The sequence below is a fragment of the Achromobacter sp. DMS1 genome, from assembly GCF_001270295.1.
The window spans coordinates 21,987-40,031 of sequence record NZ_LHSJ01000009.1 but is presented as its reverse complement, the minus strand read 5'-3'; the positions used below and the strand labels follow the sequence as shown (position 1 = coordinate 40,031).

The window sequence follows — 18,045 nt, the reverse complement described above, 5'->3', positions numbered from 1 at the left end:
TTTTGCAGTCCGTGCAACCAACACATCGCCGATCACACCGCTTCCCGCAACCCGCAACCGTCGGCCCCATCGGACTCACACGCATCGCCAGCCATTGCATTACCGCTCGGTCGGCCACCAACGCATTCCAGACCACCCATCCGGGTAAACCCTGACGCTGCGTCACCAGCCAAGCCCAAGACTATAGCATAACTTTTGCAAACCACGCAACCGACTTCTGCCTGAATCGCGCACTGCCTTGCAAAAATCACGTGGCCCCCCGCACCGCAGAACCCCGCGCCTTGCCTTGCCCTGCCGCACCGCCCCGCTTCAATTTCCGGGCCCAGCGGCAAGGGAGCGAGACTATAGCACAGATTTTTTGCGTGTGTGGCGAGGCGGGCGAAAAGATCAAAAAGTCCATGCCGCACTGGCGCCGCCTGCCCGCCGTAGCCTGCCCCCCATCTTACTTAACTTATATAGCCCCCTACCCCCTATATATATGCCACCGCCTCCCCTGCTCCACAGGGAGATGCCTGAAAGCGCCTGACGGACCGGCCCCTACAGCCGCAGTTCCGTGGTTTCCTTGATCTGCTGCAGGGCGAAGAAGGAGCGCATATCCACGACGGCGGGGTGGCGCATGAGGGTGTCCATGGCGAAGCGGGAAAAATGCGCCAGGTCGGCGACCTGGATGCGCAGCAGGTAATCCATGTCGCCCGACATGGCGTAGCACTCCACCACTTCGGGCCAGAGTTGCACGTCGCGGGCGAAGTCGTTCATGGGCGCGTGGCTGGATCCGCTGGTCTTGTTGAGGCGGATGTTCACGTAGGCCAGCAGGCCCAGCCCGACCTTTTCGGCGTCGATGAGCGCCACGTATTTCTTGATGAACCCTTTTTCTTCCAGACGCCTGACCCGGCGCAGGCAGGGACTGGGGGACAGGGACACGCGATCGGCGAGCTCCTGGTTGCTCAGGCGCCCGTCGCGCTGCAATTCGGCCAGTATCCGGAGATCTGTCCGATCGAGCTCTATGTCAGACATATTCTTGCCTCCAATAGGTATATTTCGGCAATATTATTGCTCAAACACCACAGTTTTGCGCCATCTTTGCAATTGTCTGCCTGGGTTTCCTTCCTACAATCTCTTCCTCAGACAGGACGCCGAGGCGTCTTCGAACAACGATGCAAGGGAGCAGACAATGAGCAGCGCCTTCCAGCCCTGGGACAACCCGATGGGCACCGCCGGGTTTGAATTCATTGAATACGCCGCGCCGGACCCCGCGGCGTTGCGCAAGGTTTTTGAAACGCTGGGCTTCAAAGCCATCGCGCGCCACCGCCACAAGGACGTGACCCTGTACCGCCAGGGCGGCGTGAATTTCCTGATCAATGCGGAGCCCGATTCTTTCGCGCAGCGGTTCGCGCGCCTGCACGGTCCATCGATCTGTGCCATTGCGTTCCGGGTGCAGGATGCCAACGCGGCGTACAAGCGCGCGCTGGAACTGGGCGCCTGGGGCTTCGATTCGCACAGCGGCCCCATGGAACTGAACATTCCCGCCATCAAGGGGATCGGCGATTCGCTGATCTACCTGGTGGATCGCTGGAAAGGCAAGGAAGGCCATGGCGGCATCGGCGACATCAGCATCTATGACGTGGATTTCGTGCCGCTGGATCCGGCCAACGCCAAGTCCGACCTGACGCACCGCGGCGCGGGACTGACCCTGGTCGACCACCTGACCCACAACGTGCACAAGGGCCGCATGGCGGAATGGGCGGAGTTCTATGAGCGCCTGTTCAACTTCCGCGAAGTGCGCTATTTCGACATCGAAGGCAAGGTCACCGGCGTGAAGTCCAAGGCCATGACCTCGCCCTGCGGCAACATCCGCATCCCGATCAACGAGGAAGGCACGGACGAGAAGGGCCAGATCCAGGAATACCTGGACCTGTACCGTGGCGAAGGCATCCAGCATATCGCCATGGCGACCGACGACATCTATGCCACGGTGGAAGCGCTGCGCGCCAACGGCGTGGCGTTCCTGGACACGCCGGACACCTATTACGAACTGCTGGACCGCCGCCTGCCCGGCCACGGCGAGGATGTGGGCCGTCTGCAGAAGAACCGCATCCTGCTGGACGGCGCCCCCGACGGCGGCCTGCTGCTGCAGATCTTCACCGAGAACCAGATCGGCCCCATCTTCTTCGAGATCATCCAGCGCAAGGGCAACGACGGTTTCGGCGAGGGCAACTTCAAGGCCCTGTTCGAGTCGATCGAACTGGACCAGATGCGCCGCGGCGTGCTCAAGGCGGTCGAGTAAGAACTTCCCCTGGCAGCGCCGGCCTCCTGCATGAGCCGGCGCCGGCCCTTGAAACCTCGCCTGCCCGGCGAGGTTTTTTTGCCATGGAGAACCGCAAGCAAGCCGGCCGGTGCGGCGGCAGGCTCAGCGGCTCAGGCGGTCCTGGAACTGCTTGCGGAACTTCGCCACCTTGGGCGCGATGACGAACTGGCAGTAGCCCTGTTCGGGATGCAGCGCGAAGTAGTCGCGGTGGTAGTCTTCGGCAGGCCAGAAGGTGGCCGGCGGCAACAGCCTGGTGACGATGGGCGCGTCGTAGATTTTCTGCGCCTCGACCTCGGCGATGACGGCCTGCGCCTGGTCGCGCTGCGCGTCGCTCTGCCAGAAGATGGCGGATTCGTACTGCGGACCGACGTCGTTGCCCTGGCGGCCCGGCGTGGTGGGGTCGTGCGTGGCGAAGAAGACGCGCAGCAGGTCGCCGTAGGACAGCACGGCAGGATCGAACTCGATCCGCGCGACTTCGATATGGCCGGTGTCTTTGCCGCACACCTGCTCGTAGGTGGGGTTGTCCACGTGTCCGCCGGCATAGCCGGGCAACACGCTGACGACCCCTTTCAGGTCCTTGAAGACCGCTTCCACGCACCAGAAGCAGCCGCCGCCCAGGACGGCGACCTCACGACCCGGGGTTGCTTGTTCCGCCATGATGATTTCCTTTTCGATGAATGGCCGCTTCAGGCCGGAGCCGGGCCGGGATCAGGGTTTCGCGGGCGCGAGAGAGAGAATCCACTCGGCCAGGCGATGAGCGTCGTCGGGGCTGACTTGCGTCTGCGCCGGCATGGGCACGGCGCCCCAGGCACCCCGCCCGCCGCCGCGGATCTTGCCGGCAAGATACTCCACCATGGCGTCGCCCTGGCCCGCATAGCGTTCGGCCACGCTGCGCAGCGGCGGCCCCACCCGCTTTACGTCCACCTGATGGCAAGCCATACAGGCTTTGCGCTTGGCCAGGTCCGGGCCGGTGGTCTGGGCATGAGCCGCGCCCGTTGCCGCCATGCACAGCAAAATCCCCCAAAAACTAGCTCTCAAACGCATCGGTTACTGCCCCACGGCTCGCGGTGCTGGCGAGCCTGCCGAACTTGGCAAGCACACCGCGTGTATAACGCGGCTTGGGCGGAACCCAGGCCTGGCGACGAACCGCCATTTCTTCGTCGCTGATGTTGAGCTGCAGCAGCAGCTTGTGGGCATCGATGGTAACCGAATCGCCCTCCCGTATCAGCGCGATGGGGCCGCCCACGAAGGCTTCCGGCGCCACGTGGCCGACGACCATGCCCCAGGTGCCGCCCGAAAAACGACCGTCGGTGATGAGGCCCACGCTTTCGCCCAGCCCCTGCCCCACCAGCGCCGAGGTGGGTGCCAGCATTTCACGCATGCCGGGACCGCCCTTGGGGCCCTCGTAGCGGATGACCACCACGTCGCCGGCGACGATCCGGCGCGCCATGATGGCTTTCATGGCCTCGTCTTCGGAATCGAAGACCCGCGCCGGTCCGGTGATGACGGGATTCTTCAGGCCCGTGATCTTGGCCACGCAGCCTTCAGGCGAAAGATTGCCCTTGAGGATGGCCAGGTGCCCCTGCGGATACAGGGCCTGGTCGATGGGGCGGATCACGTCCTGCCCGGCGCGGGGCGACGACGGCACGCCGGCAAGCGTTTCGGCGATGGTCTTGCCGGTGATGGTGATGCAGTCGCCGTGCAGCAGGCCCGCGTCGAGCAGCAGCTTCATGACCTGGGGAATGCCGCCCGCGCGATGCAGGTCGGTGGCGACGTAGCGCCCCGAGGGCTTGAGGTCGCAGATCACGGGCACGCGCTGGCGGATGCGCTCGAAATCGTCGATGGTCCATTCGACTTCGGCCGCGTGGGCAATGGCCAAGAAGTGCAGCACCGCATTGGTCGAGCCGCCGGTGGCCATGATGACCGACACCGCGTTTTCGATGGATTCACGGGTGATGATGTCGCGCGGCCGCAGGTTGCGCCGCACGGCCTCGACCAGCACGCGCGCCGATTCCGCCGCCGAGGCGACCTTTTCTTCGTCCTCGTTGGCCATGGTGCTCGAATACGGCAGGCTCATGCCCAGCGCCTCGAAGGCGGAACTCATGGTGTTGGCCGTGTACATGCCGCCACAGGAACCCGAACCCGGAATGGCGCAGCGCTCTATCTGCCTGAAATCCGCTTCGTCCATGCGGCCCATGGTGTATTCGCCCACGGCCTCGAACACCGACACGATGGTGAGGTCCTGGCCCTTGTAGCGCCCCGGCTTAATGGTGCCGCCATAGACGTAGATGCCCGGCACGTTCATGCGCGCGAGCGCGATCATGCCGCCCGGCATGTTCTTGTCGCAGCCGCCGATGACGACCACGCCGTCCATCCACTGGCCCTGGGCGGCGGTTTCGATACAGTCGGCGATGACCTCGCGCGAGACGAGGGAGTATTTCATGCCTTCGGTGCCCATGGACATGCCGTCGGAAACGGTGGGCGTGCCGAAGACCTGGGGATTGGCCCGCGCCTGGCGGATGGCGGCGATCGCCGCGTCTGCCAGACGCTGCAGCCCGCTGTTGCAGGGGGTGATGGTGGAATGGCCATTGGCCACGCCGATCATCGGGTTTTCGAAATCGGCTTCCTGGTATCCCAGGGCGTAATACATGGCGCGGTTGGGCGCGCGCTCGACCCCCTGGGTGACATGGCGGGAACGTTCGTTGTTCGGCATGGTCTGGTCTCCTGTCGGCCTTCGGGGCTCAGATGCGGCAGACGGGGGCCGGCGGGCGGGCCGGCTCTCGGGGCGCGGGTCTTCGCGGCTTGCCGGTTATTATCATTCAACTTTTTTCTGCCGGGCGGAACATGCTGCAATATCCCCAATTCGACCCCGTGGCCCTGCGCATCGGGCCTCTGGCCATTCATTGGTACGGCCTGATGTACCTGGTTGGCTTCGCCCTCGTTTATCTGCTGGGCCGCCGGCGGATCGTGCATGGGCACGCCACGCCGCTGACCGCGCGCGATCTCGAAGACCTGATCTTCTACAGCGTGCTGGGGGTGGTGCTCGGCGGACGGCTGGGCTATGTCCTGTTCTACAAGCCCGACTACTACATGGCGCACCCGCTGGAGGTCCTGTATCTCTGGGAAGGCGGCATGTCGTTCCACGGCGGCCTGATCGGCGTGATCCTTGTGATGTTGCTGTTCGCGCGCAAGAAGTCGCTGCCTTTTTTCGCGGTGAGCGATTTCATCGCGCCGCTGATCCCGCTGGGGCTGGGTTTCGGCCGCCTGGGCAATTTCATCAACGGCGAGCTGTGGGGCCGGCCCGGCAATGTGCCGTGGGCCATGGTGTTCCCGCAAAGCGGCGACGGCCTGCCGCGCCATCCGTCGCAGCTCTACGAGCTGGGGCTGGAAGGCATCGTGCTCTTCGCGCTGATGTGGTGGTTTTCCAGCAAGCCGCGCCCGCTGGGACAGGTGAGCGCGCTGTTCCTGATCGGCTACGGAACCTTCCGCTTCCTGGTGGAGTTCACCCGCGAGCCGGACAATTTCCTGGGCCTGCTCGCGGGCGGGTTGAGCATGGGCCAGTGGCTGTCCCTGCCCATGGTGGCGCTGGGCGCCGTGCTCTTCGTGTTTACTGCAAAACGATCGTCCCATTGACGGCCACGCTCACCGTGACGTTGCCCGCATCGAGGGGAACGTCCGGGCTGTAGGCGCCGCCGGCGTCCTTGGCCATGGCCTGGGTGGCCATCATGCGCGGCATGGGCGCCGCGCCGCCCGAACCGCCGAGCTCGAGCTTGCTCAGGCGGTAGCCCGTGAATCCGAACGCGTTGGCGGCCGCCAGGGCGCGCTCCTTGAAAGCCTGGGCGGCTTCCTTGAGCAGCTTGCGCTCTTCGGCCTCGCGCGCGGCGCGCGACAGCGAGAAGCTGATGTTGCTGATGGCCGTCTTGTCGGACAGCCTGGACGCCAACGCGGCCGCGGCATCGAAATCCTTGGATTCGAGAATGATCTCTCCCTGGCCGCGCCAGGAGCTGATCTTGCCCTTGTTATTGGTATTGGGCCAGACGTGGAAACCGCCCGTGCGCACGTCGACGCCCTTGGTTTCCCGCGCGCGCTTGGCGACGTCGTCCAGGGCGGCGGTGAGCTTCTTGCCGGCCGCGGGCTGGTCGGGCGCATCCACTTCCGCGGACAGCGTGATGCGGACGGTGTCCTGCTTGACTTCGGAGGAGGCCATGGCCTGCAGCGTCATTTCAGGTGCGCGGCTGGCCGGCGCCTCGGCGGCCGGGTTGTCTTGCGCCTGCGCGAAAGCGGGCTGGGCCGCGCCGATGGCGGCCACGGCCGCGCACGCCGCGCCGAGACGGGTCAGCGAGGAGAGTGGATTCTTGAGCATGGACGGGTCCTGGAAGCGAGGACAAGGAAGGGAAGGAAAAAACGTCTGGGAACGTCCGGGGAGGGATCCGGAGCGGACCTGCGCCATGGCAGGTCCGCCAGGAAAGATGCCCCACCTGTGCCGTCTAGGCCGGCATCTCGAACCGTGAGGTTCAAGGTGGTCGCGTTCCGTAGAGCTTCGGGTTCGTCTACGGGAGACGATCGCGCCCGCTCTGCACTCCCGCAACCAATATGCCATAAGACATAGGTTCAGAGAATGTATGGCCAAGTCACGAACACGGCAGGGACAAACTGAAAATACTGCGTGGAACGGTACTGCGCCGCGCCGCCCGCGGCGGCTACAGCAGCTTTTCCTGACCCGACAAGGCGTCATCGAGTACTGCGTTCATGTCCTCGATTCTACGCTTGAAGTCGCCGACCGCCAAACCGCCCAGCGGGCCGTCGGGCGCCTTCATGGCCAGCAGCTCGCCCGCGATCTGCAGGGCGGCCATGACGGCGATGCGTTCGTTGCTCGACACCTTGCCCGTGCCCTGGATGCGCAGCATGAGCTGGTCTACGTGCCGGACCGCGGCCAGCAGCGTGGGTTTTTCCTCGGGCGAGCAGGCCAGCGAATAATCGCGCCCGAGTATGGTGACATCTATGCGTTCCATCAGTGTTGCTCTCCAGACGGCGCGCCCGGCAGGCGGGCCAGCACGGCGTCGATGCGCTCGCGGGCCGAGGCGGCCGCCACGCGCAGCCGCTGCAATTCGGTGTCGCGGCTCTGCAGGCTGCCTTGCAGCTCGCTCTCGCGGGCGGCGTAGCGGGCTTCCAGCGACTGGCGCTCGGAGATTTCACGCGCGAGCTGCTCGCGCAGGGAAGACTCGACCTGCTGCGCCTGCTCCAGCATGGCGCTGACGGCGCCGTCGTGATCGCGCAGCTTCGCTTGCAGCTCGGTGATTTCGGCTTCGCGCTCGGCGGCCCGCTGCTTGAGCGTGCGCTGTTCCGCTTCGAAGTCATTCACGCGTGCGCGCAACGCGTCACGCTCGGCGTGGAGTTGCCGGGTGCGTTGCACCAGTTGCCCGATCCGGGCGGCGAGTTGGTCTAGGTCTTGCAGCATGGGCGCTATCGTAAACCATCCTGAACCTGATCGGGCCTCTTCACGCAAGGTGAGAAACCCGGCAATATTCAGTAGGAAATGTCTCTGGGATTACTGCGGGCTATCGCGCGGCGCGAACGTTAACCGATTCCGGCCGCACTGGAAAAGTCCTGTTGGAACCAGGGATTCATCCTTGCGGCGGATGGACAAAACCAAAGCGTGCGGTCCCGTCCGCGCGCGCCGGCAACGAACATGCCCGCACCGCCGCAACCGCCGGCCGCGCCGAAACCGCCACAGCCGCTTTCGCTTTTCTTTCGCCTAACTTTCACTTAGCTTTCAAATAGCCCTCAATCTGGCCGCCCCGTAACATTTGGGGGTCAGGAGTTCCCGTATTTTAGGGAAAACCCCAAGCTTTCACACAGCTTACAGGGTTTGCAGCATGCCGACGCTCCATTACCATTCGGCCTTTCAAGAAGCCCGGCCTTCGCTTTCATAAGAATTCATGGCACGCCCAAGTGCCTTTTTTGTGCCTGTCATTTGTCTTTCGGCATCCCGGCAGCGCCACCCGTTTTTTCATCTACATGCTGTAAACAGGAGCCAACCAATCATGCAGCTACGAAATCGACAGGATTTCTGGTCGGGGGTGATGTTCATCGCCCTCGGACTGGGATTCGCCTGGGGCGCAACGAGCTATCAAATGGGCACCGCGGCCCGCATGGGTCCGGGATACTTTCCTTTCTGGCTGGGCCTGGTGCTCGCGCTGCTGGGGGCGATCGTCCTGCTGGGCTCGCTTTCCAAGAACGCGGAAGACACGCATGTCGACAAGTTCGACTGGCGCATCGTATTTCTCATCGTCGGATCCGTGATCTTCTACGGCCTGGTGCTGAAGTTCCTGGGCGTATACATCTCGGTCTTCCTGCTGGTGGTCATCTGCAGCATGGCCAGCCATGAGTTCAACCTCAAGGTCGCTGTCGCCAACGGCATCTTCCTCGTCGTGTTCACCTATCTGGCGTTCATCAAGGGTCTGGGACTCATCTTCCCGCTGTGGCCGTCGTTTCTGGGTAATTAAGTAAGGAGCTACCGGTCATGGAATTGCTGGATCACCTGATGATGGGTTTCTCGGTGGCGTTCACGCCCGAGAACCTCGCCTACGCCCTGCTGGGCTGCATTCTGGGCACGCTGATCGGCGTGCTGCCGGGCATCGGCCCGGTTCCCACCATCGCGATGCTGCTGCCGATCACGTACGTGCTGCCTCCGGTGGCCGGCCTGATCATGCTGGCGGGCATCTACTACGGCGCGCAGTATGGCGGCTCGACCACGGCCATCCTGGTCGCGCTTCCGGGCGAAACGTCCGCCGTGGTGACGGTGCTGGACGGGCACCAGATGGCGCGCAACGGACGCGCGGGCGCCGCGCTGGCCATCGCCGCGCTGGGTTCGTTCTTCGCCGGCTGCGTGGCCACCCTGCTGCTGGCCGCCTTCGCGCCCCCGCTGGCCGAGGTCGCCTTCAAGTTCGGCCCTGCGGAATACTTCTCGCTGATGTGCCTGGGCCTGGTGGGCGCCGTGGTGCTGGCTTCGGGCTCGCTGCCCAAGGCCATCGCGATGATCATCCTCGGCCTGCTGCTGGGCATGGTGGGCACCGACGTGAACTCGGGCGTGGCGCGCTATGACTTCGGCATCCCCGAGCTGCAGGACGGCATCGACTTCGCCATCGTGGCCATGGGCGTGTTCGGCTTCGCCGAAATCATGACCAACCTCGAGCAGAAGGAAAACCGCGTCGACATCACCGACAAGATCGGCTCGCTGTACCCCAACAAGCAGGAATTCAAGGAAGCGGCCCCGGCCGTGGTCCGCGGCACGGCGCTGGGTTCGGCGCTGGGCATCCTGCCGGGCGGCGGCGCGGTGCTGTCCTCGTTCGCCTCCTATACGCTGGAAAAGAAGATCTCCAAGAATCCGGAGCGCTTCGGCAAGGGCCACCCCGCGGGCCTGGCCGGCCCCGAGTCGGCCAACAACGCCGCCGCGCAGACCTCGTTCATCCCGCTGCTGACCCTGGGTATCCCGGGCAACGCCGTGATGGCCCTGATGGTCGGCGCGATGACCATCCACAACATCCAGCCCGGCCCGCAGGTCATGACCAGCCACCCCGAGCTGTTCTGGGGCCTGATCGCCTCCATGTGGATCGGCAACCTGATGCTGGTGGTGCTGAACCTGCCGCTGATCGGCCTGTGGGTCAAGCTGCTGAAAGTGCCCTACCGCATCCTGTTCCCGGCGATCCTGGTGTTCTGCACGATCGGCGTGTATTCGCTGAACTACAACTCGTTCGACATCTTCACCACCGCCATCTTCGGCATCGTGGGCTACCTGTGGGCCAAGCTGAAGTGCGAAGGCGCCCCGCTGCTGCTGGGCCTGGTGCTGGGCCCCATGATGGAAGAAAACTTCCGTCGCGCCCTGCTGCTGTCGCGCGGCGACTTCTCCACCTTCGTGACGCGCCCGCTGTCGGCCACCCTGCTGGCGATCGCGGTGTTCCTGGTGGTGCTGGTGGCGCTGCCCGCCATCCGCAAGAAGCGCGAAGAAACCTTCGTCGAGGAAGACTGATCCGCGTGCTCCGGACCGCCCCGCGGGCGGTCCCACGCGATCTGGAACCCCGGGGCCCGCCCCGGGGTTTCTTTTTGCGCCATCGTCACAAATTTCCAATAAAAACAATGCGCTACAAAATGTGCAACCCCGGCGGACTTCTACGTTAAGCTACGGGTTTACCCCCAAGCGATCGTTCGCCATGAATTTCGACTGGAGCAACCCCTATCTCACGACGCGGATTCCAGTATTTGCCCGCAACATCGTCGCAACCTCGCAGCCCCTGGCCGCTCAGGCCGGACTGCGCATCCTGTCCCAGGGCGGAAACGCCGTGGACGCGGCCATCGCCGCGGCGGCCACGCTGGCGCTGACCGAGCCGGTCAGCAACGGCCTGGGCTCGGACTGCTTTGCCATCGTCTGGGACGGCTCCCGCCTGCACGGGCTCAACGCCTCCGGCACCGCCCCCACGGCCTGGAACCCCGATTATTTCCGCCGCAAGCACCAGGGGCGGATCCCCATGCGCGGCTGGGACAGCGTGACGGTGCCCGGCTGCGTGGCAGGCTGGGCGGCGTTGCACGAAAAACTGGGCCGGCTCGCGTTTGCCGACATCCTGGCGCCGGCCATCGAGTATGCCGAACGCGGCTTTGCGGTAAGTCCCGTGGTGCAGCGGAAGTGGGCCGCGCAGGCCGACCTGCTGCAGCCCCAGCCGGGCTTCGCCGAACACTTCCTGCCGCGCGGGCGCGCGCCGCAGGTGGGCGAACACTTCGTGCTGCGCGGCGCCGCCGACACGCTCAAGCGCATCGCCGCCACCACCGGCCGCGATTTCTACGAGGGCGAAACCGCGCACAAGCTGGTGGCTCACGCCCAGGCGCACGATGCCGCGCTCACGCTGGCGGACCTGGGCGACTATGCGCCGCAGTGGGTCGAGCCCATCGGCATGGCCTACCGCGGCCACACCGTGCACCAGATCCCCCCCAACGGCCAGGGCATCGCGGCGCTGATCGCCCTGGGCATCCTGCAGCACTTCGACCTGGCGTCGCGGCCCGTCGACCATCCCCAGACCCAGCACATCCTCATTGAAGCCGTGAAGCTGGCCTTCGCCGACGTGTACGCCCAGGTGGCCGACGCGCGCCACATGCGCGTCACGCCCGCGCAGATGCTGGACCCCGCCTATCTGGCGCAGCGGGCCCGCCTCATCGACCTGGACCGCGCCCAGGACTTCGCCGCCGGCCATGCGCCCCAAGGCGGCACGGTGTATCTCACGACGGCGGACCGCTGCGGCATGATGGTGAGCTTCATCCAATCCAACTACATGGGCTTCGGGTCGGGCGTGGTGGTGCCGGGCACGGGCGTCAGCCTGCAGAACCGCGGATGCGGCTTCAGCACCGAACCGTCGCATCCCAACGTGGTGGCGGGCGGCAAGCGGCCTTTCCACACCATCATTCCGGCGTTTCTCATGCGCGACGGCGCGCCGCTCATGAGCTTCGGCGTCATGGGCGGCAACATGCAGCCGCAAGGCCAGGTGCAGGCGCTCGTGCGCATGCTCGATTACGGCCAGCAGCCCCAGGCCGCCTGCGACGCGCCGCGGTGGAAGTGGAATCACGGGCTGGCGGTGGACGTGGAGCCGGCGCTTTCCGCCCAGGCGGCACAGGGCTTGCGGGTGCGCGGGCACGTGCTCGAAGGCATGGACGATCCGTATATGGATTTCGGCTCGGGCCAGTTCATCTGGCGCCTGGGGGATCCCGCCGTGGACGGCTACGTGAGCGCCAGCGACAGCCGCCGCGACGGACTCGCCGCGGGCTTTTGATTGCGTTAAGGTTAGGGGCTGTTCGCCCTACGGCCTTTTCTCACCATCCCATATCAAGCGGAGCCTTCTGCATGGCATCGATCGGCACCAAGAACTACGAACCCACCGTGGCCCGGAAAGTCGCCTTCCTGGGCCTGGGCGTCATGGGGCTGCCCATGGCCGGCCACCTGGCGCGCGCCGGGCACGACGTGACCGTCTACAACCGCAGCCCTGGAAAAGCGCGGGCCTGGGTCGAGGAATTCGGCGGGCGCAGCGCCCCCACCCCGCGCGAGGCAGCGGCCGGCGCGCAAATCGTGTTCGCCTGCGTGGGCAACGACGACGACCTGCGCAGCGTGGTGCTGGGCGCGGATGGCGCGTTTGCGGGCATGGCCCCGGGCGCGGTGTTCGTCGATCACACCACGGCCTCGGCCGACGTGGCGCGCGAACTGTACGCCAAGGCCAAGGAACTGGGGCTCAACTTCGTGGATGCCCCCGTTTCCGGGGGCCAGGCGGGCGCGGTCAACGGCGTGCTGACCATCATGTGCGGCGGCGAGCAGGCGGTGTTCGACGCCATCAAGCCGGTGGCCGAGGCGTTCGGCCGGGCGGTCACGCTGGTGGGCGCGCCGGGCGCAGGCCAGCTCGCCAAGATGGTCAACCAGATCTGCATCGCGGGCATCGTGCAGGGCTTGTCGGAAGCCATTGCGTTCGGCCAGGCCGCCGGACTCGACATGAAGCTGGTGCTCGATGTCATCAGCAAGGGCGCGGCGCAGAGCTGGCAAATGGAGAACCGCGGCGGCACGATGGTCGACGACAAGTTCGACTTCGGCTTTGCCGTGGACTGGATGCGCAAAGACCTGGGGCTGGTGCTGGCCGAGGCCCGCAACAACGGCGCGCGCCTGCCCCTGACGGCCCTGGTCGACCAGTTCTATGGCGATGTGCAGAAAATGGGCGGCGGCCGCTGGGACACCTCCAGCCTCATCAAGCGCCTGCGCGACTGACCCGCGCTCCGGCAAACCCGGCCCCGCACCGGCGCGAGGCCGCCGCCGGGCTTCAGGCAGCCTGCAGGCCGTCGACGGGCGCGTGCAGGCCGAGCGCGTCGATGCGTTCCCGCGCCTGGGCGAGCCCTTCCAGCACCGACGCCTCGCCCATCGCCATGCCTTCGGCGGCGATGAACGTCACGTTGTCCATGCCCAGAAAGCCCAGTATCTGGCGCAGGTACGGCGTCAGCGTGTCGGACGCCGTGCCCGCGGCCTTGCCGCCCCGCGACGTCAGCACGACGACTTCCTTGCCCTTTACCAGCCCTTCGGGCACGCCCTCTGGCGTATAACGGAACGTGACTCCCGCACGGGCCACCTGGTCGAGGTAGCTCTTGAACTGCGCAGGCAGGCTGAAGTTGTAGACAGGCACGGCGAAAACGATACGGTCGGCCTGCATCAGCTCGGCCACCAGCGCGTCGCTGCGCTCGACGATGCGTTGCTGCTCCACGCTGCGGGTTTCCGGCGGCGTGAAGAGCGCGCCCGCGGCGGCTCCGTCGAAGTACGGAATGGGATCGGCCGCCAGGTCGCGCACGGTAATGCGCGCGGCGGGATCGCCCTGCTTCACGCGCAGGACCAGGTGATCGGCCAGCTTCCGGCTGTGGGAGCGCTCGCCAAGAATCGAGGACAGGATGACGAGGGTATGCATGAGGGATATCTCCAGGTTCGGTCGCCCGGCGCCGGCGATCGGACCGGCGGCTGCGCAGGCATGGGCTCCACTGTAGACCCTCGAATTATTTACATAAACAGGGGTATGATGAACTGTTCGTTCCACTGATAGAACAGCCATGCAAGACCTCAACGATCTCTATTATTTCTCCCAGGTGGTGGAGCAAGGCGGTTTCAGCGCCGCGGCCCGGGTGCTGGACATCCCGAAGTCGCGCCTGTCGCGCCGGATTTCGCATCTGGAAGAAAACCTCGGCGTGAGGCTGCTGCAGCGGACCACCCGGCGGTTGCGCCTTACCGCGGCGGGAGAACGCTATCTGCGGTATTGCAAGGAAATGGCCGCCTCCGCACGCGCGGCCGAAGACGCCATGCGGCAGCTGCAGGCCGAGCCGGCCGGACCCGTGATCGTCAGCTGCCCCGTTTCCATTGCCCAGGACGTGCTGCGCCCATCCTGCCCGAGTTTCTCGACGCCTGGCCGGCGATTTCGGTGCAGCTGCTGGTGACGAACCGCCGCGTGGACCTCATCCGCGAAGGCGTGGACCTGGCGCTGCGGGTGCGCACCAAGCTCGATACCGACGCCGAACTCGTGGTGCGCCGCCTGGGAACGGCGCGCGGCACGCTGGTGGCCAGCCCGGGTTACGTACAGCGCCATGGCGCGCCCGAGACGCCCCAGGACCTGGCCTCGCACATCACGCTCAGCTTCAGCGATCCGCAGAGCGAAGTGCACTGGCCGCTGCGCAACGACAAGGGCGAAGAGGTCGTGCTGGACCTCAAGCCCCAGCTTTCGTGCAACGACTTCATCGTGCTGACCACCGCCGCGGTGCGCGGGCGCGGCATCGCCCTGCTGCCATCGATCGCCACGCGCGAGGCGCTGCGGCGCGGACAGCTCGTGCAGGTGCTGCCGCAATGGCAGTCTCCCGAAGGCATCGTGCACTGCATCTATCCGTCGCGCCGGGGCATGATGCCAGCCGTGCGCACGCTGCTCGATTTTCTTTCGCAGCGCCTGCCCGAAACCTACCAGCGCATGGAGCGCCTGCCCGCCGCGAACGAAGACTAGGACGCGCCGGCTCCGAAAAGCCTGGCCCGCTCCGGCCGTTCAATAGCCCCGTCCGCGCTCCACCACGCCGGTAATGGCTTCGCCGCGCATGAGAGCCGCCACCTTGCCGGCGATCTGCGCGATGCTTTCGTCGCGCAGGGTGCGGGCGGCGATGTGCGGGGTGACGTGCACGCGCGGATCGCGCCAGAACGGATGGTCGGCCGGCAGGGGCTCGGTGCGGAAGACGTCCAGCGTGGCGCCCGCGATCTCGCCCTCTTCCAGCATGGCGACCAGGTCTTCCTCGACCAGATGCTCGCCGCGCCCCACGTTGACCAGGTGCGCGCCCGGCAGCAGGCGCGAGAGGGTGTCGCGGTTGAGGATGTCCTGCGTGTCGGGGGTAAGCGGCAGCACGTTGATCAGGAAGCGGGTGCGCGCCAGGAAATCCGGCAGGGCCTCGCGGCCCGCGTAGACCTCCACGCCGGGAATCTCGCGCGGCGTGCGGGCCCAACCGGCCACGGGATAGCCGAAATCGGCCAGCACGGCGGCCACGCGCGCGCCCACTTGGCCCAGGCCCAGCACGCCCCACGGGCCAGTCGGCCTGGCGCGTGCCGTCGCGCGTGTCCCAGTGCTGCCGGGCCTGCGCCTGGTCGAAGGCTTCGAAGTCGCGCGCGACGCGCAGCAGCGCATACAGCGCGTACTCCGCCATCTGCACCGCCATGCCCGCGTCTTCGAGGCGAACGATGCGCACGTGCGGCGGAATCTCGGGCATCTTGAGCAGCGCGTCGACGCCGGCGCCGAGATTGAAGAGCGTGTGCAGCCCGGTTTCGTGGGCGAAAAGCTCGGCCGGCGGACGCCAGACCAGCGCGGCCTGCGCGCCGGAGGGCGGCCCCTCGGGGTTCCAGACGGAAATGCGGCAGCCGGGCATGGCGGCTTGCAGCAGCGGAACCCAGGCGTCGGGGTCGTGATGCGGACAGGCGAAAAGAATGTGCATGGGCGTCGGAAGAAAATTCGGGCCTACGGAAACGCAAGCATGAGGGATCGCGGCGCGCAAAGCAAACGGCCCGGCGCAAGCGGATCAAATGCAAAAACCCCCGAAGGTTGGATTCGTCCAACTTTCGGGGGCCAGTTCACAGGGCCGGGCCGTTCGATTGCCGCACGGCGGCGGCCGCGTCAGGCGGCCGGAACGGCCAAGGGCTTCTTGCCCTTGCCGCGGCCGCGCCGGACAAAGGCCCAGACCTGCACCAGGATGAGCAGCGCGCTGGCGGCGATGAACCACGCGCTGATGGGACGCTCGACGAACACCGACAGGTCGCCGCGCGACAGCAGCAGCGCGCGGCGGAAGTTCTCTTCCACCATGGGGCCCAGCACGAAGCCCAGCAGGATCGGCGCCACGGAGAAATCCAGCGACATCAGGATCGCGCCGATCACGCCGAAGGCCAGCACTTCCCAGATCTGGAAAAGGTTGTTCTGGGTGCTGAACACGCCCACCGCGATGAAGAACAGCGCGGACGGGAACAGGTAGCGGTACGGCACCTGCAGCAGTTTCACCCACACGCCGATCAGCGGCACGTTGAGCACCATGAGCAGCACGTTGCCCACCCAGAAGCTGGCGATCAGGCCCCAGAAGATGTCCGGGTGCTCGGTGATGAGCTGGGGACCGGGCTGGATGCCCTGGATCAGCAGCGCGCCCAGGATCAGCGCCATTACGGCGTCGCCGGGAATGCCCAGGCTCATCGTGGGAATGAAGTCGACCTGCGTCTTGGAATGCGAGGACGCCTCGGGCGCGGCCACGCCGGCGATCATGCCGGTGCCGAATTTCTCGGGCGTCTTGGACACCTTGCGCTCCAGCGCATAGGCCACGAAGGTAGTGATGGTCGGGCCGGTGCCGGGCATGGCGCCGAAGACCGTGCCCACCATGGTGCCGCGAACCATGGGCCAGAAGGCTTTTTTCAGTTCCTGGCGCGACGGGCGCATGTCGCGCAGGCTGAGCTTGGCGCCGCTGCCGATGATGGACATGCGGTTGACGCTCATCAGGAAGTCGGCCACGCCGAACAGGCCCATGGAAATGGCCACCAGCTCCAGGCCGTCGGAGAGGTCGAGCAGCCCGAACGAAAAGCGGATGGTGCCCGTGTTGACGTCCGTGCCCACCACGCCGCACATGAGGCCGAAGATGGTCATGGCCACACCCTTGAGCGGCGAGCCGCGCGACATCGTGGCCCCGGCCAGCAGGCCCAGCAGCATGATGGAGAAGATCTCCGTCGGGCCGAACTTGAACGCCACTTCCACCAGCAGCGGCGAGGCGAAGATCATGACGATGATGCCCACCGAGGCCGCGAAGAAGGAACAGATCATCGTGATGCCCAGCGCCGTGCCCCCCTTGCCCTGCTTGGTCATGGGGTAGCCGTCCAGGCAGGTCACCGCGTGCGGCGGGTGCGAAGGCAGGTTGAGCAGGATCGCGCCAATGGCGCCGCCGTACTGCGAGCCGTAGAAGATGCCGGCCAGCATGAGAATGGCGGGCACGGGATGCATCACGTAGGTGAGCGGCAGCAGAATCGAAATGGCCGACAGCGCGCCCATGCCGGGCAGCACGCCGATGAGGTTGCCCACCAGCACGCCGAAGAACGACCACATCAGGTTGTGGAGCTGGAAGGCAACGCCGAAGCCGTACCAGAGGTCAGTCAGGGATTGGGAAATCATGGCGCATCAGCCCCAGCGAAAGAGCGGAAGCTGCAGTTGCAGCGCCCACCAGAAAACGACCACCGCGATGACGGACATGCCCACCGACAGCAGCAAGGCCTGCTTGATCGTGTTGGTCCGGTCGCCCAGGGCGGAAATGAAAACGATGGCGAAGGTGGCCGGCAGCAGGCCGCCGTAGTGGCCCAGCAGCAGGAACGCCAGGATGCCCAGCAGGATGCAGATGCCGCCGCGCAGGTCGGGCAGGCCGTGCGGATGGCCCTCGACCGGCGCTTCCGCTTCGTCGCCGCCGCTGCTGCGCGCCGACATGGCGATCAGCAGCCCCGTGAGCGCGAGCAGTCCGCCCAGCGCGGCCGGAAAGAATCCCGGTCCCATATGGCTCAATGTGCCGATGTGGTAACCGGTGCCCCCGTAGATCGCCCCCAGGCCGATCAGGACCATCAGGGCGCCCCCGTAGTAGTCCTTTCTATTTGATGTTTGCACTTCCATCCTCCAGATGCAGGGCCGTGCCGGCCC

16 protein-coding genes, 1 other RNA gene and 2 pseudogenes are annotated in these 18,045 nt (G+C 65.8%); 7 read left to right on the top strand and 12 right to left on the bottom strand.

Translation table 11 applies throughout. The features are described from left to right. Nucleotides 1-537 precede the first annotated feature (537 nt). Nucleotides 538-1,014, bottom strand: coding sequence for an Lrp/AsnC family transcriptional regulator (locus AD428_RS02160; RefSeq protein WP_053243999.1), 477 nt, complete (start codon nt 1,012-1,014; stop codon nt 538-540). Between the two features lie 157 nt (nt 1,015-1,171). On the opposite strand from AD428_RS02160, the gene hppD reads away from it, so the two are divergent. Next, nucleotides 1,172-2,284 (top strand): 4-hydroxyphenylpyruvate dioxygenase, encoded by a 1,113-nt coding sequence (hppD, locus tag AD428_RS02155; RefSeq protein WP_053243998.1) that lies wholly within the window; start codon nt 1,172-1,174, stop codon nt 2,282-2,284. A 123-nt stretch (nt 2,285-2,407) separates the two neighbouring features. Here hppD and msrA read toward each other — a convergent pair whose 3' ends face one another. The 3 genes from msrA to ilvD are packed head-to-tail and all read right to left on the bottom strand — an operon-like array spanning nt 2,408 to nt 5,018. Further along, complete coding sequence (msrA, locus tag AD428_RS02150) at nt 2,408-2,962, bottom strand: peptide-methionine (S)-S-oxide reductase MsrA (RefSeq protein ID WP_053243997.1); 555 nt, start codon at nt 2,960-2,962, stop codon at nt 2,408-2,410. A 51-nt stretch (nt 2,963-3,013) separates the two neighbouring features. Beyond that, a complete protein-coding gene (locus AD428_RS02145) occupies nt 3,014-3,349 on the bottom strand; it encodes a c-type cytochrome (RefSeq protein WP_053243996.1) in 336 nt (111 codons plus the stop codon). Next, on the bottom strand, nt 3,333-5,018 hold the full coding sequence (gene ilvD, locus AD428_RS02140; protein WP_053243995.1) for a dihydroxy-acid dehydratase: 1,686 nt from the start codon (nt 5,016-5,018) through the stop codon (nt 3,333-3,335). The genes AD428_RS02145 and ilvD overlap by 17 nt, the downstream gene beginning before the upstream one ends. 131 nt (nt 5,019-5,149) lie before the next feature. Between ilvD and lgt the strand changes: the two genes are divergently transcribed. Further along, entirely contained in the window at nt 5,150-5,938 is a 789-nt protein-coding gene (gene lgt, locus AD428_RS02135) for a prolipoprotein diacylglyceryl transferase (RefSeq protein WP_053243994.1), read from the top strand. Here the strand turns inward: lgt and AD428_RS02130 are convergent. From AD428_RS02130 to AD428_RS02120, 4 genes are all read right to left on the bottom strand, one after another. After that, entirely contained in the window at nt 5,913-6,668 is a 756-nt protein-coding gene (locus tag AD428_RS02130) for an SIMPL domain-containing protein (RefSeq protein ID WP_053243993.1), read from the bottom strand. The two genes, lgt and AD428_RS02130, sit on opposite strands and share 26 nt — an antisense overlap. Before the next feature lie 104 nt (nt 6,669-6,772). Continuing rightward, a non-coding RNA gene (gene ssrS / locus AD428_RS24205) (6S RNA) lies at nt 6,773-6,957 on the bottom strand. 48 nt (nt 6,958-7,005) lie between these two features. Continuing rightward, nucleotides 7,006-7,317 carry a cell division protein ZapA gene (locus AD428_RS02125; RefSeq protein ID WP_053243992.1) on the bottom strand — a complete coding sequence of 104 codons (312 nt, stop codon included), beginning with the start codon at nt 7,315-7,317 and terminating at the stop codon, nt 7,006-7,008. Further along, on the bottom strand, nt 7,317-7,763 hold the full coding sequence (locus tag AD428_RS02120; protein ID WP_053243991.1) for a hypothetical protein: 447 nt from the start codon (nt 7,761-7,763) through the stop codon (nt 7,317-7,319). Before AD428_RS02120 ends, AD428_RS02125 begins: the two co-directional genes overlap by 1 nt. Nucleotides 7,764-8,349: 586 nt before the next feature. Between AD428_RS02120 and AD428_RS02115 the strand changes: the two genes are divergently transcribed. The 4 genes from AD428_RS02115 to AD428_RS02100 all read left to right on the top strand — a co-directional run bounded on the left by AD428_RS02115 (nt 8,350) and on the right by AD428_RS02100 (nt 13,097). Continuing rightward, nucleotides 8,350-8,811 (top strand): tripartite tricarboxylate transporter TctB family protein, encoded by a 462-nt coding sequence (locus tag AD428_RS02115; protein ID WP_053243990.1) that lies wholly within the window; start codon nt 8,350-8,352, stop codon nt 8,809-8,811. Nucleotides 8,812-8,828: 17 nt separating this feature from the next. Further along, nucleotides 8,829-10,334, top strand: coding sequence for a tripartite tricarboxylate transporter permease (locus tag AD428_RS02110; protein WP_053243989.1), 1,506 nt, complete (start codon nt 8,829-8,831; stop codon nt 10,332-10,334). Between the two features lie 181 nt (nt 10,335-10,515). Next, nucleotides 10,516-12,120, top strand: a complete 1,605-nt coding sequence (locus AD428_RS02105) for a gamma-glutamyltransferase family protein (RefSeq protein WP_053243988.1) — start codon at nt 10,516-10,518, stop codon at nt 12,118-12,120. Between the two features lie 71 nt (nt 12,121-12,191). Then, nucleotides 12,192-13,097, top strand: coding sequence for an NAD(P)-dependent oxidoreductase (locus AD428_RS02100; RefSeq protein WP_053243987.1), 906 nt, complete (start codon nt 12,192-12,194; stop codon nt 13,095-13,097). A 52-nt stretch (nt 13,098-13,149) separates the two neighbouring features. Here AD428_RS02100 and AD428_RS02095 read toward each other — a convergent pair whose 3' ends face one another. Further along, nucleotides 13,150-13,782 (bottom strand): FMN-dependent NADH-azoreductase, encoded by a 633-nt coding sequence (locus AD428_RS02095; RefSeq protein ID WP_053243986.1) that lies wholly within the window; start codon nt 13,780-13,782, stop codon nt 13,150-13,152. Between the two features lie 139 nt (nt 13,783-13,921). On the opposite strand from AD428_RS02095, the pseudogene AD428_RS02090 reads away from it, so the two are divergent. After that, nucleotides 13,922-14,856: pseudogene (locus tag AD428_RS02090) on the top strand (LysR family transcriptional regulator). Nucleotides 14,857-14,895: 39 nt separating this feature from the next. Here AD428_RS02090 and AD428_RS02085 read toward each other — a convergent pair. The 3 genes and pseudogenes from AD428_RS02085 to AD428_RS02075 form a co-directional block, all read right to left on the bottom strand. Continuing rightward, nucleotides 14,896-15,826: pseudogene (locus AD428_RS02085) on the bottom strand (2-hydroxyacid dehydrogenase). Nucleotides 15,827-16,005: 179 nt separating this feature from the next. Continuing rightward, a complete protein-coding gene (locus AD428_RS02080; RefSeq protein WP_053243985.1) occupies nt 16,006-17,532 on the bottom strand; it encodes a tripartite tricarboxylate transporter permease in 1,527 nt (508 codons plus the stop codon). Between the two features lie 6 nt (nt 17,533-17,538). Beyond that, a complete protein-coding gene (locus AD428_RS02075; protein WP_200907973.1) occupies nt 17,539-18,018 on the bottom strand; it encodes a tripartite tricarboxylate transporter TctB family protein in 480 nt (159 codons plus the stop codon). Nucleotides 18,019-18,045 lie beyond the last annotated feature (27 nt).

Bases quoted from the DNA above. Each gene is read 5' to 3' on its own strand.
- AD428_RS02160 (WP_053243999.1), bottom strand. From the start codon at position 1,014: ATGTCTGACATAGAGCTCGATCGGACAGATCTCCGGATACTGGCCGAA.
- hppD (WP_053243998.1), top strand. From the start codon at position 1,172: ATGAGCAGCGCCTTCCAGCCCTGGGACAACCCGATGGGCACCGCCGGG.
- msrA (WP_053243997.1), bottom strand. From the start codon at position 2,962: ATGGCGGAACAAGCAACCCCGGGTCGTGAGGTCGCCGTCCTGGGCGGC.
- AD428_RS02145 (WP_053243996.1), bottom strand. From the start codon at position 3,349: ATGCGTTTGAGAGCTAGTTTTTGGGGGATTTTGCTGTGCATGGCGGCA.
- ilvD (WP_053243995.1), bottom strand. From the start codon at position 5,018: ATGCCGAACAACGAACGTTCCCGCCATGTCACCCAGGGGGTCGAGCGC.
- lgt (WP_053243994.1), top strand. From the start codon at position 5,150: ATGCTGCAATATCCCCAATTCGACCCCGTGGCCCTGCGCATCGGGCCT.
- AD428_RS02130 (WP_053243993.1), bottom strand. From the start codon at position 6,668: ATGCTCAAGAATCCACTCTCCTCGCTGACCCGTCTCGGCGCGGCGTGC.
- AD428_RS02125 (WP_053243992.1), bottom strand. From the start codon at position 7,317: ATGGAACGCATAGATGTCACCATACTCGGGCGCGATTATTCGCTGGCC.
- AD428_RS02120 (WP_053243991.1), bottom strand. From the start codon at position 7,763: ATGCTGCAAGACCTAGACCAACTCGCCGCCCGGATCGGGCAACTGGTG.
- AD428_RS02115 (WP_053243990.1), top strand. From the start codon at position 8,350: ATGCAGCTACGAAATCGACAGGATTTCTGGTCGGGGGTGATGTTCATC.
- AD428_RS02110 (WP_053243989.1), top strand. From the start codon at position 8,829: ATGGAATTGCTGGATCACCTGATGATGGGTTTCTCGGTGGCGTTCACG.
- AD428_RS02105 (WP_053243988.1), top strand. From the start codon at position 10,516: ATGAATTTCGACTGGAGCAACCCCTATCTCACGACGCGGATTCCAGTA.
- AD428_RS02100 (WP_053243987.1), top strand. From the start codon at position 12,192: ATGGCATCGATCGGCACCAAGAACTACGAACCCACCGTGGCCCGGAAA.
- AD428_RS02095 (WP_053243986.1), bottom strand. From the start codon at position 13,782: ATGCATACCCTCGTCATCCTGTCCTCGATTCTTGGCGAGCGCTCCCAC.
- AD428_RS02080 (WP_053243985.1), bottom strand. From the start codon at position 17,532: ATGATTTCCCAATCCCTGACTGACCTCTGGTACGGCTTCGGCGTTGCC.
- AD428_RS02075 (WP_200907973.1), bottom strand. From the start codon at position 18,018: ATGGAAGTGCAAACATCAAATAGAAAGGACTACTACGGGGGCGCCCTG.